The organism is Skermanella mucosa, from assembly GCF_016765655.2.
GTDB lineage: Bacteria > Pseudomonadota > Alphaproteobacteria > Azospirillales > Azospirillaceae > Skermanella > Skermanella mucosa.
Window position 1 is genome coordinate 5,066,785 of record NZ_CP086106.1, and the last position, 12,046, is coordinate 5,078,830.

Sequence of the window (12,046 nt, forward strand, 5' to 3'; positions counted from 1 at the left end):
GCCGAACGGCCATAGTGTCTCACATGATCTCGACGCCCCTGCTACAGGCCCTGCACCGGCGGCTCATCCGGCTGTCCGGATACGGGGATGTCCGTCTCGAAGACCTGGCGCCCCTTCCAACCACCGGGCTGGCTCACGATCATGTGCGCGTGGCCGGCCACGGCGTCCTCCTGAGGGTGCCCAAGCAGAGCCAGCTCGGCCTGTCCGCGGCGTCCAACCTGACCTACCAGGCGGCCTGCTTCGAACGCGCCGGACCGGGGGGCCACGTGCCCGGCCTGCGCGCCGTGATGCTGCCGGAGGCGACGGTGCCGATGGGTGCGCTGGTGGTCGACGAGATCGTCGGCCGCCCTCCCGTCCTGCCGGCCGACCTGCCCGCGATCGTCCGCGCCCTGGCGTCGATCCACGGGCTGCCGGTGCCGCCTCCGCCGGCCCGCCGCCCGCTGCGCGACCTGGACGACCCGGTCGGCGCCACGCTCGGGGAAGTGACGGCCCAGGCGCGGCACCTGGACGCCGCCGGGCTCCACCCGGAGGCCAGCGCCGCCATCGGGCAGGAACTCGCCTGGGCGGAGGACTTCGCGCGCCGGAGCGGAAGGCCCCCGGTCACCCTGATCTCGTTCGACGCCCATCCCGGCAACTTCCTCATAGCCGGCTCGGGGTCCGGCACCGCTCCCGGCACCGCCGTCCTGGTCGACCTGGAAAAGGCCCGCTACGGCGCGGCCGGCTTCGACCTGGCGCACGCCACGCTCTATACCTCGACCACCTGGGACGTCTCCTCCCACGCCGTGCTCGGCACCGCCGACATCGCCGCCGCCTACGCGCTGTGGCTGGAAACCGTGGAGGCCTCCCTGGCGGACTCCTGCCGTCCCTGGCTGCTGCCGCTGCGGCGGGTGATGTGGCTATGGTCGGTGACCTGGTGCGCCAAGTGGCGTGTCGAGTCGCGGGCGGCGGCCAAGGCCGGCAAGGACCGTGCCGAGAGCGCCGAGGACTGGTCGGCCGCCCTCAGCGACGCGGCCCTGGTGGACCATGTCGCCGGCCGGGTGGCTGATTACCTTGATCCGGTCACCATCGCCGCCGTCCGGTCGGAATGGCTCACCGCCAATCCCCTGACCGACCTGCTCCCTCTGCCGGGCCAAACCACCAGAAGCTGAACCCCCAAAAGCTGAACATCGACAGGAGACTTCGGAACCGTGCCCATGCCGATTCGCTTCCCCCTGCTCGCCGCCGCCGTCCTGGCGGCGGGGCTTCATCTGAGCGCCGTGCCGGCAGGCGCCCAGGCGCCGTCATCCCCGGCACCCGGCTGGGACGCGACGCTGGCGGCCGCGCGCGGCAAGACCGTGTACTGGAACGCCTGGGCGGGCGACCCCAGGATCAACGACTATATCGGCTGGGTCGGCGGCCAGGTGCGCGACCGCTTCGGCATCGACCTGCGCCACGTCAAGGTGACCGACACCGCCGATGTCGTGTCCCGGGTGCTGGCCGAGAAGGCGGCCGGCAAGGACCGGGGCGGCTCGGTCGACCTGGTATGGATCAACGGCGAGAACTTCGCGGCCATGAAGGAGAACGGGCTGCTGCACGGCCCCTTCGTGGACCGACTGCCCAACGCGCCCCTGATCGACACGGAGGGCAAGCCGACCACCACGGTCGACTTCACCATCCCGACCGACGGGATGGAGGCGCCCTGGGGCATGGCCCAGTTCGTGTTCGTCCATGATTCCGAAGAGGTCGCGGATCCGCCGCGCAGCGCCGCCGCCCTGCTGGACTGGACCGGCGAGAACCCCGGCCGCTTCAGCTATCCGAGCCCGCCGGACTTCATCGGCAGCACCTTCCTGAAGCAGATGCTGGTGGAGGTGACGGCCGACCCGGCGCGGCTCCAGCGGCCGGCCGACGATGCCGACTTCGATCGGGTGACGGCGCCGCTCTGGTCGTTCCTCGACCGGCTGCACCCCAACCTGGCGCGCGGTGGCCGGAGTTTCCCGGCGACCGGCCCGGCGCTGAAGCAGATGCTGGCCGACGGCGAGGTCGCCATGGCCCTGAGCTTCCATCCCGGCGAGGCGTCCCGCGACATCGCCGGCGGCCTGCTGCCGTCCTCGGTCCGCACCTTCGTGCTGGACCGCGGGACGATCGGCAACACGCACTTCGTAGCGATCCCCTACAACGCGAACGCGCCGGAGGCCGCCATGGTGGTGGCCGATTTCCTGCTGTCGCCGGAAGCCCAGATCCGCAAGCAGGATCCCGCCGTGTGGGGCGACTTCACCGTGCTCGACCTGGACCGGCTCGATCCGGAGGACCGCCGGCGGTTCGACGCCCTGCCCCGGGGCGCGGCGACCCTGTCGGACGAGGAGCTGGGCACGCCCCAGCTCGAACCGCACCCCTCGTGGATGGTGCGGATCGAGCAGCAATGGACGAAGCGGTACGGGAGCTGAAGCTCCCGGACTTCGATCTTCCCGGCCTCAGCCCTTGAGCGCCGCGACGCCCGGCAGGTCCTTGCCTTCCAGCCATTCCAGGAAGGCGCCGCCGGCGGCCGAGACATAGGTGAAGGCATCCTCGACGCCGGCCGCGGCCAGGGCCGCCACGGTGTCGCCGCCGCCGGCCACGCTCAGGACCCGGCCCGCCTTGGTCAGCGCGGCGACGCTGCCGGCCACCGCATTGGTCCCGGCGTCGAACGGCCGGGTCTCGAACGCGCCGAGCGGGCCGTTCCAGACTACCGTGCGGCAGCCCTGGAGCTTCAGGGTCACGTACTCGACCGTGGCCGGGCCGACATCCAGGATCATGGAGTCGGCGGGCACCTGGTCGATCGCCACCACCTGGCTCTCGGCGCCGGCCTTGAACTCCTTCGCGACGATGGCGTCGCGCGGCAGCAGGATCTCGCATCCCGCCTGCTCGGCGATCGCCATGATCTCGCGCGCCTGCTCGGCCATGTCCTTCTCGCACAGCGAGGCGCCGACCGCGGTGCCACGGGCATAGAGGAAAGTGTTGGCCATGCCGCCGCCCAGCGCCAGCAGGTTGACCCGGCGCACCAGGTTGCCAAGCAGGTCCAGCTTGGTGGAGATCTTGGCGCCGCCGACAACGGCGGCGACCGGGCGCTCGGGATTCTCCAGCGCCAGCGTCAGCGCCTTCAGCTCGGCCTCCATCAGGCGGCCGGCGGCGTTGGGCAGCAGGCGGGCCAGCGCCTCGGTCGAGGCGTGGGCGCGGTGGGCGGCGGAGAAGGCGTCGTTGACATAGATGTCGCCCAGCTCGGCGAGTTGCTTCGCGAAGCCGGGATCGTTCTTCTCCTCCTCCGGATGGAAGCGGAGATTCTCCATCACGATGATGGAGCCGCCATGGAGCTTGGCGAGCGCCTCCCTGGCCTGAGGCCCGACGCAGTCCGGCGCGAAGGCGACCTTCTGGCCGACCGCCTTGGAAACCGCGTCGACTACGGGCTGGAGCGAATATTTCGGATCCGGGCCGCCCTTGGGCCGGCCGAAGTGGGACAGCACGACCACCTTGGCGCCGGCCTTCGACAGCTCCGTCAGGGTCGGAGCCAGCCGGTCGATGCGCGTCGTGTCCGAAACCGCGCCGTCCTTCATGGGCACGTTCAGGTCGGCCCGGACCAGGACGGTCTTGCCGTCGAACTGGTAGTCATCAAGGGTTTTGAAGCCGCTCATCGGTTCCGTCCCATTCCTCGTGAATTCAGCGCCAAGTGGATCGCCAAAGATGTCGCAGGGTGTCTTCGTGGCATTTTCATGATGCCGGTCGCAGCGATGGGAACCAACCACAACCGGCCCGGCAAATCAATGTCCCGCCGCCGCACCGGGCGGCGACTATGACAGGCTACCCGTATCGAAATCGACGGCCCCCGCCTCCCCGGCCCGGCCGGGCCCCGCTCGACTTGGCTTGCCTTCTCTTGCCTTGGCGCCGCGGCAAACCGGCATACCTCTGATATGATCGCCAACGTTGACGGAGCTTCGACCATGATCGGACCGGCAGGACGCGCGGCCTATGCCCTCAGCCAGACCGCCCGCATCTCGTGGTTCTTCGGGCAGTACCTCCTGGCGGCCAAGCTTGACGGCCGGGCCGTTCCCAAGGACCGGGTACCGGCCGGGCTGAAGACGCCGGACCGGGCGACCATCCTTGCGGACCTGCGGGCGCTGATGCGCCGCGACTTCGCCAACATCGACGCGGGCTATTACCGCATGCCCCACGACATGGTGGAGCCGCCGCGCAAAGTGCTGCGCGACGCGGTCCGCTTCTTCCAGGACCTGCCGGAGGTACGGCGGCGGCGGCGCGGCCGGATCGCCACCGAGGTCTTCGAGGAGCGGCGGGCGGAGGGCGCGAAGCTGCCGCGCTATTATATGCAGAACTTCCACTACCAGACCGACGGCTATCTCAGCGACCACTCGGCGGAACTGTACGACCATCAGGTGGAGGTACTGTTCGGCGGCGGCGCGGACGCGATGCGCCGGCAGGCGCTGGTGCCGCTCCACCACCATTTCCGGGAGCGCCGGGTCTCCGAGTGCAGGCTTCTGGACGTGGCCTGCGGCACGGGGCGCTTCCTGACCTTCGTGAAGGACAATTACCCCCGGCTGGACGTCACGGCCCTGGACCTGAGCCCGAACTACCTTCGCCAGGCCCGGCGACTGCTCAGCCCCTGGTCCCGCACCCGGTTCGTCCAGGCCGCGGCGGAAGGCATACCCGCCCCGGACGGGACCTTCGACGCGGTCACCTGCATCTACCTGTTCCACGAACTGCCCCGCAAGGTGCGGGCCGCCGCCGCGGCCGAGATGGCGCGGGTGCTGAAGCGGGACGGCATCCTGGTGTTCGTCGAAACCCTTCAGAAGGGCGACCGGCCGGATTACGACGGCCTGCTGGACCTGTTCCCGCTGGCCTTCTACGAACCTTACTACGACGACTACATCCGGCAGGACATCGGCGCGCTGTTCTCCGAAGCCGGCCTTGAAGTCGTCGAAACCACGCTGGCGTTCATGTCCAAGGTGGTGGTATTGCGCAAGCGGTGATAGCATCGGCGGCGGTACGGCGACACCAGCACTCCGCCGCCGTCGTCTTGCCGGCGAAAGCATGTTTATTACATTTTTATGACAGTAATATTACATATTGTTTGTATATCGGCTGTCTCCTATAAAGTTTTCCAATGTTTTCAGTTTCATGACAAACCTCAGGGGCTGACATTGGCCCCGGGTTGAGAGATACGAAAGAATGGCAAGCCAGGAGATCGAGCTGAAGCTGCGGGTCGAACCGCAGCATCTGCCCCGCTTCCGCAATTCCCCGGCCTTGGCCGGATCGGCGGGCCGTCCGGCCGCCAAGAACCTCGAAAGCGTCTATTACGACACCGAAGACCTGAGGTTGCGCAGCCGCGACGTGACGCTGCGGGTACGCAAGCAGGGACGCAGCTTCGTCCAGACCATCAAGGCCGCCAACCAGCATGCCGGCGGCGTATTCAGCCGGGGCGAGTGGGAATGCGCGGTGCCGACCGCCGAACCCGATCTCGCCGCCGTGACGGACGAGGAGCCGTTGCGCCTTCTGGGTACGGTCACCCAGGCCGACCTGCTGCCGGTCTTCGCCAGCCACGTCAAGCGGCAGGTCCGGATGCTGAACGCCGTCGCGGGCCACGGCTCCGAAACCGTGATCGAGGTCGCCATCGACCAGGGCGAGATCCGGACGTCCGGCGGGGAGGTCATGCCGTTGGCGGAACTGGAGCTGGAGCTGAAAGGCGGCGACCCCCAGGCCCTGTTCGACCTGGCGCTGGAACTGTCGGGCGTGGCGCCGCTGCGGATCGAGACCCGCACCAAGGCGGAGCGCGGCTACGCCCTGGCCGCGGGGGAGACCGAGTCGGCGGTCAAGGCGCAGAAGCTGCTGCTGACGCCGGAGCATACCGCCGAGCAGGCGCTGGCCTCGATCATGCGCAACTGCCTGAGCCACATGGTGCTGAACGAGGCGTCGGCGCTCAAGGGCGCGGACCCCGAGGGCGTCCACCAGATGCGGGTGGCGCTGCGCCGCCTGCGCTCCGCCCTGGGGCTGTTCCGCAAGCTGGTGCCGCCGGGCCAGTACGACTGGCTGGCCGGCGAGGTGAAGTGGCTGGCCGGCGAACTCGGCAACGCGCGGGACTGGGACGTCTTCCTGGCGGACCTGCTGGCCCCGGTCGAAGGCGCGCTGGACGAGGAAGCCGCCCGGGGCGGCCCGCTGACCGCGCTCCGCGAGGCGGCCCTGGCCAGCAGGGAACGGGCCTACGGGCGGGCGCGCGAGGCCATCCTGTCGCCCCGCTACACCACCCTGCTGCTCAAGCTGGGAAGCTGGCTGGAGGCGCGCTCCTGGCGCCAGCAGCCGCTGTCGGAGGAGGCGGCCCGCTTGTTCGCCCCGGTCACCGATCTGGCCGACGGGCTGCTCGCCAAGCGGCACAAGCAGGCGCGCCGGCGCGGCGCCGGCTTCGCCCACCTGCGGGCCGAGCAGCGGCACGAGCTTCGCATCTCCCTGAAGAAGCTGCGCTACGCCGCGGAGTTCTTCCGTTCGCTCTACGGCGACAAGGCCACGGCGAAGTATCTGCGCCGGCTCGCCGCCCTGCAGGACGACCTCGGCCACCTTAACGACGTCGCCACCGCCGAAACCCTGATGGGCCGGCTGGCCAACGAACAGACGGGCGGCTCCGGCCTGTGGCGCATCGGCGGCGGCATGGTGATCGGCTGGCATGCGCGCGGAGTGGCGCAGATCGAGCCGCGGCTGGTCCAGGACTGGGAGAATTTCGCCTCGGCCAGGCCTTTCTGGTCGAAGCCGTCGAACGGCTAGGATAGGATCGCCGCCACCATGCTCACAGTCCTCGTCGCCAACATCAAGGGCGGTTGCGGCAAGACCACGATCGCGACCCATCTGGCCGCCGCCTTCGCGACGGCCGGGCAGAATACCCTGCTGGCCGACGTGGACCGCCAGAAATCCAGCCTGGGCTGGGTCGACCGCCGTCCGGCCGACGCGGCCCCCCTGACCGGGCTGGACTGGAGCAAGGACTTGGCGACTCCGCCCAAGGGTCCGGGCCGTCTGGTCATCGACGCGCCGGCCGCGCTGAAGACCAAGCAGATCGAGGAACTGGTCAAGCTGGCCGACATCATCGTGCTCCCGGTGCTGCCCAGCACCTTCGACGAGCAGGCGACCCGGCGCTTCCTGGACAAGCTGGAAGAGCTGAAGCCGATCGCGAAGAACAAGAAGGCGGTCGCGGTGGTCGGCAACCGGCTGCGCGCCCGGACCAAGTCGGCCGACCGACTGGACGAGTTCCTGGACGGCGTCGGCCACAAGGTGGTGACCCGGATCCGCGACACCCAGCTCTATCCCGACACCGCCGCCACCGGCCTCAGCCTGTTCGACCTCAAGGGCAAGCGGGTCGGCGACTACCGCACCGACTGGGAACCGCTGCTCGACTACATAGCGCTGGTGGAATAGCCGTCCGGCGAGCCCGGTCCCGCCCGCGCCGGGAGCCCCCCTCGGAACACCGCCTCCTGCCGGACCATACCCCTCCGGCGCACTCCGCACCCCGGATGGGTTAGTCCAAAATTACTGGACGGGTTCCAGCAAACTCGACGGTCTATCCGGCTCAGATCCGGGCCGATGGAACCCTGGCCCCGCGGAAAGCCGCTGGGGCAGCGGTTTTTCCACCACTTTCGAAAGTGGCATGCGCCTTGCTGATAAGGAAAGCATCGGCGGACGGCGACGGTGCCGACGGCGAAACGAAACAGACCTTCGATCAGCGGAGAAAATCATGAGCACCAATGTCGGCGTTGAGCAGAGCGGCAAGTCGGGCGGCGACGCGTTCGGTCACTCCACCTCGGGTTCCATGGGCTTGGGCGGCGCGGGCCTGGGCTCCGCCTCGGCCTTCGGCAGCGGCAACGGCTCGTCCTCGGGCACCGCGTCGGGCTTCGGCGGCGATGCCAGCTCCACCTCGGCCGCCGCGGGCGCCCTGGGCGGCGACGTGAGCGACAACACCTCGATCGGCTCGATCACGATCAACTCCTGATCGCTGACGGCCCTTCGGGTCGGGAAAAAGGCGCGGCACCCTGGGGTGCCGCGCCTTTTCATTTCCGACGTCCGCTCTCAGTTCTCGTGGGCCGCCGTGTCGCCCGGTCCCCGCGGACGCGCGCCGGCCTGGTCGAAGGCCCGGCGGATCGAGAAGAAGATCACGCCGACGGCCACCGCGAAAACGATCAGCCCCATGTAATAGAACGTGTGATCCGCTGCGCGCGACGCCACGAACAGCCCGATCAGGCCGATCACGCCGACGATGCCGTTGGTCACCCATGTGCCGATCTTGTCCACCGTACTCTCCTCCGTTCCGCAAGGCGGCTCGCCGCCACCGTCCATGATTGCCCATCTCTAATAGGCAAACGCCGCGATCGTCGCAATCGATCCTTAGGTCGGCGGGGTGCCGGCCAGCGGGAGTTCCAGGACGAAGCAGGTGCCGCGGGAATCGCTCCCGGCCAGGCGGATGTCGCCGCCGTGGGCGCGGGCGACCTCGCGGGCGATCGCCAGGCCGAGCCCCGTGCCGCCGGCGCGGGCGGAGCCGGCGAAGGGCTGGAACAGGTTCTCCCGGGCGCGGGGCGCCAGGCCCGGCCCGTTGTCGCTGACCGTCAGGGCGAGCCGGCCGCCATCATCCTCCGGCGCCGCCGCGGCGACCGTGACCTCGGTGGCGCCGGCCTCCAGCGCGTTCCGCGCCAGGTTGGCCAGCGCGCGGGAAAGCTGCTCGCGGTCTGCCTGGACCTTCAGTCCCCGCGGCACCCGGTTGACCAGGGCGATGCGGGTGCCGGCGGCCGGCGCCAGCTCGGCCCCGACCTCCTCCACCATCTCGGCCAGCGGCACCGCCGCGCGCCTGAGCGGCAGCGTGCCATCGCGCGAATAGGCCAGGGTCTGGCTGCACAGCTCGACCGCCCGGTCGATAGCCTGCATCAGGCGCGGCGTGACCCGGCGGACCTCCGGATCCTCGCTGACCGCCAGCCGTTCCGAAACCAGCGCCGCGGTGGACAGGATGTTGCGGAGGTCGTGGTTGATCTTCGTGACCGCCGTGCCGAGGGCCGCGAGCCGCTCCTTCTGGCGCAGCGCCGAGCGCAGCGCCGCCTGCATGTCGATCAGCTCGCGCTGGGCCATGCCGATCTCGTCCGCCCGGACGGTCGGCGGCAGGGTCGCCGACAGGTCCTCGGGATCGCGGCGGAACGCCATCATGCTGGCGGTGATCCGCTGCATCGGCCGGACCATCAGGCCGTTCAGGCTGAGGAACACCAGACCCGCGGTGATCAGCGAGATCAGCACCGACAAGGCCAGGATCCGTTCGGCGAAATCGATCATCTCCGCGCGGAGCGGGGCCTCGTCCAGCACCAGCTCGACCTCGGCGCCGCCGTCCTTCGGCGAGACCCCGGCGACCTGGATGACCCGGTCGTCCCGGCGGACCAGCAGGGCCACGGCGTCCATGATCATGTCGAACCATGTGGCCCGCCTCAGGTCGTAGGCTTGCGCCACCGGCGGAGCGGGCGTCGTGCTCAGCATGTAGATGCGCTCGTCCGGCAGCTCGAGATCGACGGAATAGGCGCCGACATGGGCGAGCAGCTTCGTCTCCAGCTCCTCGGTGACCATCTGGTCGGGCGCCGCCTCGATCGTCAGGGCCGCGAGATGGCCGGCCGCCATCCTCTGCTCCAGCCAGACCTGGCGGAAACGGGCGACCGACGGCGCGAAGATCAGCACCTCCGCCAGCATGACGAACAGGATGGTCATGACCAGCAGCTTGGCCGACAGGCTGGAGGCGAACTTGCGAAGGATCATGGCCGGCGGCGCATCCGTTCCGTTGGGGAAGGATACGTTATACTTAAAAAGCCGGCTTATTGAACCCGCGCTTGGGAAAGTTTCAGCCGAACCGGCCGAGGAAGCGGACCAGCCCGCGGGTCCGGCCGCTGAACAGCTTGGGCGTGTAGAAGCTTCCCGCCGCCCGTTTCGCCGCCTCGCCCCGGGTCGGGTACGGCGCGATCATCGACGCGACGGCGCCGATCTTGAGCTTCTGCGAGATCGCCAGGCACCAGACCTGGATCAGCTCCCCGGCATGGGCTCCCACGATCGAGGCGCCGAGGATCCGGCCGTTGGGCAGGGTCACGACCTTGACCTTGCCCTCGGTGTCCCGCTCGGCCTGGGCGCGGTCGTTCTCCTCGAAGCCCCAGTTCAGCACGCGCACGTCGCCGTGGGCTTCCCGCGCCTGGGCCTCGGTCAGGCCGACATGGGCCAGTTCCGGCTCGGTATAGGTGACCCAGGGCAGCGCCCTGTAATCCACCTTGGCGGGCAGCCGGAACAGCGCGTTGCGGATCACGATCCCGGCGTGGTAGCCGGCGATGTGGGTGAACTGCGGGCCGCCCGCCACGTCGCCCACGGCATAGACCCGCCGGTTGGTGGTGCGCAGCCGGGCGTCCGTCTTCACCCCCTGGGGGGAGTACTCGATCCCGGCGAGATCGAGCCCCAGGCCGTCCACGTTGGCCTGCCGGCCGGCGGCCACCAGCAGGTCGGAACCCTCGACCCGGCCGCCGTCGCCCAGCACGACGGCGATGCCGTTGCCGTGGCGCTCCACGCGGGCGATCTCCACCCGCTCGCGCAGGTCCACTCCCTCCGCCCGGACGCGCTCGCGCACCACCGCGACCAGGTCGGGATCGTCCTTGGGCAGGATGGTGTCCTTCTGGAGCACGGTGACGCGCACGCCCAGCCGCCGGTGGGCCTGGGCCATCTCCATCCCGATCGGCCCGCCGCCGATCACGATCAGGTGATCGGGGGCGGCCTTGCGCTCGAAGATCGTCTCGTTGGTCAGGTACGGCACGCCGTCGAGGCCCGGAATGGGCGGCGTCGCCGCACGGGATCCCGTCGCCAGCACGAAGCGGCGGGCGCGGACCGTGGTGCCGCCGGCTTCCACCGTGTCCAGGCCGGTGAAGCGGGCCTGGGCCTGGATCACCCGCACGCCCAGCCCCTCGAACCGCTGCACGGAATCGTTGGGCGCTATGGCGGCGATCACGCCGTGGACATGGTCGTGGACCCGGGCGAAGTCGATCTCCGGCTCATGGCCGTTCACGCCGAAGCGCCCGGCGTGGCGGACCGCGTCGGCCGCCCGCCCGGCGGCCAGCAGCGACTTCGACGGCACGCAACCGTAGTTGAGGCAGTCCCCGCCCATGGCGCCGCGCTCGATCAGGACCGTGGAGGCTCCCATCTGGACCGCGCCGGCCGCGACCGACAGCCCCCCGGAACCGGCACCGATCACGCAGATATCCGTCCTGATCTCAGCCATTGGCGCGATTCCCCTTGAACTTCTTGTAGATCACCGGCACCAGGGCCAGCAGCGACAGCCCGGCGATCGGCAGCAGGATCTCCGGCTTGAAGATGATCGACAGGTCCGGCGTGCCGCCCGCGTCGAACACGGCGCCCACGCCGTTGCCCACCGAGGCGTAGACGAAGCTGCCGGGAATGATCCCCAGGAAAGTGCCGAGCGCGTAGGTGCCGAGCGGCACGCCCAGGAACGCCGGCACCAGGTTGACCAGCCAGAACGGGAACAGCGGCACCAGCCGGAGGACCAGCAGGTAGCTGAGCGCGTTCTCGTGGAACCCCGCCTCCAGCCGCGCCATCCACGGCCCGGCCCGGCGGCGAAGCCCGCTGCCCAGCGCGGTCCGCGCGGCGAGGAACACGCCGACCGCGCCGAGCGTGGCGCCGGTGACCACGTAGATGCCGCCCGCCAGCGTCCCGAACATGAACCCCCCCGCGATGGTCAGCACCGCGGCGCCCGGGATCGAGAAGGCGACGGCGGCCGCGTAGACGGCGATGAAACCCAGCGGGGCCGCCACGGGATGGCGTCCGACCAGGTCCAGCAGGGTTTCCCGGTGTTCCCCGAGGCTGGAGAAGTTCAGGTACCGGTGCAGTCCGAGCGCGAAGAAGGCGACCAGCCCGGCGGCCAGCACCGCCAGCGGGAGGAATCGCTTCAGGTTGGAAGGTTCGGACATCGGTTCGGCGGCGGCCATGGGCGTCTTCCTCTCCATCGGCGGGGTTCTTCCGAGACTTA

11 protein-coding genes are annotated in these 12,046 nt (G+C 69.7%); 6 read left to right on the forward strand and 5 right to left on the reverse strand.

Going from position 1 to position 12,046, the window contains the following annotated elements:
• Nucleotides 1-23: 23 nt before the first annotated feature.
• The gene (locus tag JL100_RS23570; protein ID WP_202681899.1) at nucleotides 24-1,148 is read left to right on the forward strand and encodes a phosphotransferase; all 1,125 of its coding nucleotides are present in this window, start codon (nucleotides 24-26) and stop codon (nucleotides 1,146-1,148) included.
• 45 nt (nucleotides 1,149-1,193) lie between these two features.
• Complete coding sequence (locus JL100_RS23575) at nucleotides 1,194-2,423, forward strand: ABC transporter substrate-binding protein (protein ID WP_202681898.1); 1,230 nt, start codon at nucleotides 1,194-1,196, stop codon at nucleotides 2,421-2,423.
• Between the two features lie 27 nt (nucleotides 2,424-2,450).
• Here the strand turns inward: JL100_RS23575 and JL100_RS23580 are convergent, their stop codons facing one another.
• On the reverse strand, nucleotides 2,451-3,644 hold the full coding sequence (locus JL100_RS23580; protein WP_202681897.1) for a phosphoglycerate kinase: 1,194 nt from the start codon (nucleotides 3,642-3,644) through the stop codon (nucleotides 2,451-2,453).
• 306 nt (nucleotides 3,645-3,950) lie between these two features.
• Between JL100_RS23580 and JL100_RS23585 the strand changes: the two genes are divergently transcribed.
• The 4 genes from JL100_RS23585 to JL100_RS23600 all read left to right on the forward strand — a co-directional run bounded on the left by JL100_RS23585 (nucleotide 3,951) and on the right by JL100_RS23600 (nucleotide 7,993).
• Nucleotides 3,951-4,994, forward strand: a complete 1,044-nt coding sequence (locus tag JL100_RS23585) for a class I SAM-dependent methyltransferase (RefSeq protein WP_202681896.1) — start codon at nucleotides 3,951-3,953, stop codon at nucleotides 4,992-4,994.
• 199 nt (nucleotides 4,995-5,193) lie between these two features.
• Nucleotides 5,194-6,777, forward strand: coding sequence for a CYTH and CHAD domain-containing protein (locus JL100_RS23590; RefSeq protein ID WP_202681895.1), 1,584 nt, complete (start codon nucleotides 5,194-5,196; stop codon nucleotides 6,775-6,777).
• An 18-nt stretch (nucleotides 6,778-6,795) separates the two neighbouring features.
• Nucleotides 6,796-7,422: a ParA family protein gene (locus tag JL100_RS23595; protein WP_202681894.1), complete on the forward strand. Its 627-nt coding sequence runs from the start codon at nucleotides 6,796-6,798 to the stop codon at nucleotides 7,420-7,422.
• Between the two features lie 316 nt (nucleotides 7,423-7,738).
• Complete coding sequence (locus JL100_RS23600) at nucleotides 7,739-7,993, forward strand: hypothetical protein (RefSeq protein WP_202681893.1); 255 nt, start codon at nucleotides 7,739-7,741, stop codon at nucleotides 7,991-7,993.
• Between the two features lie 77 nt (nucleotides 7,994-8,070).
• Here JL100_RS23600 and JL100_RS23605 read toward each other — a convergent pair whose 3' ends face one another.
• The 4 genes from JL100_RS23605 to JL100_RS23620 all read right to left on the reverse strand — a co-directional run bounded on the left by JL100_RS23605 (nucleotide 8,071) and on the right by JL100_RS23620 (nucleotide 12,005).
• Complete coding sequence (locus tag JL100_RS23605) at nucleotides 8,071-8,292, reverse strand: hypothetical protein (protein WP_202681892.1); 222 nt, start codon at nucleotides 8,290-8,292, stop codon at nucleotides 8,071-8,073.
• 93 nt (nucleotides 8,293-8,385) lie between these two features.
• Entirely contained in the window at nucleotides 8,386-9,786 is a 1,401-nt protein-coding gene (locus tag JL100_RS23610) for a sensor histidine kinase (RefSeq protein ID WP_202681891.1), read from the reverse strand.
• An 82-nt stretch (nucleotides 9,787-9,868) separates the two neighbouring features.
• Complete coding sequence (locus JL100_RS23615) at nucleotides 9,869-11,281, reverse strand: dihydrolipoyl dehydrogenase family protein (RefSeq protein ID WP_202681890.1); 1,413 nt, start codon at nucleotides 11,279-11,281, stop codon at nucleotides 9,869-9,871.
• The gene (locus tag JL100_RS23620) at nucleotides 11,274-12,005 is read right to left on the reverse strand and encodes a TVP38/TMEM64 family protein (protein ID WP_202681889.1); all 732 of its coding nucleotides are present in this window, start codon (nucleotides 12,003-12,005) and stop codon (nucleotides 11,274-11,276) included. Before JL100_RS23620 ends, JL100_RS23615 begins: the two co-directional genes overlap by 8 nt.
• Nucleotides 12,006-12,046: the final 41 nt, after the last annotated feature.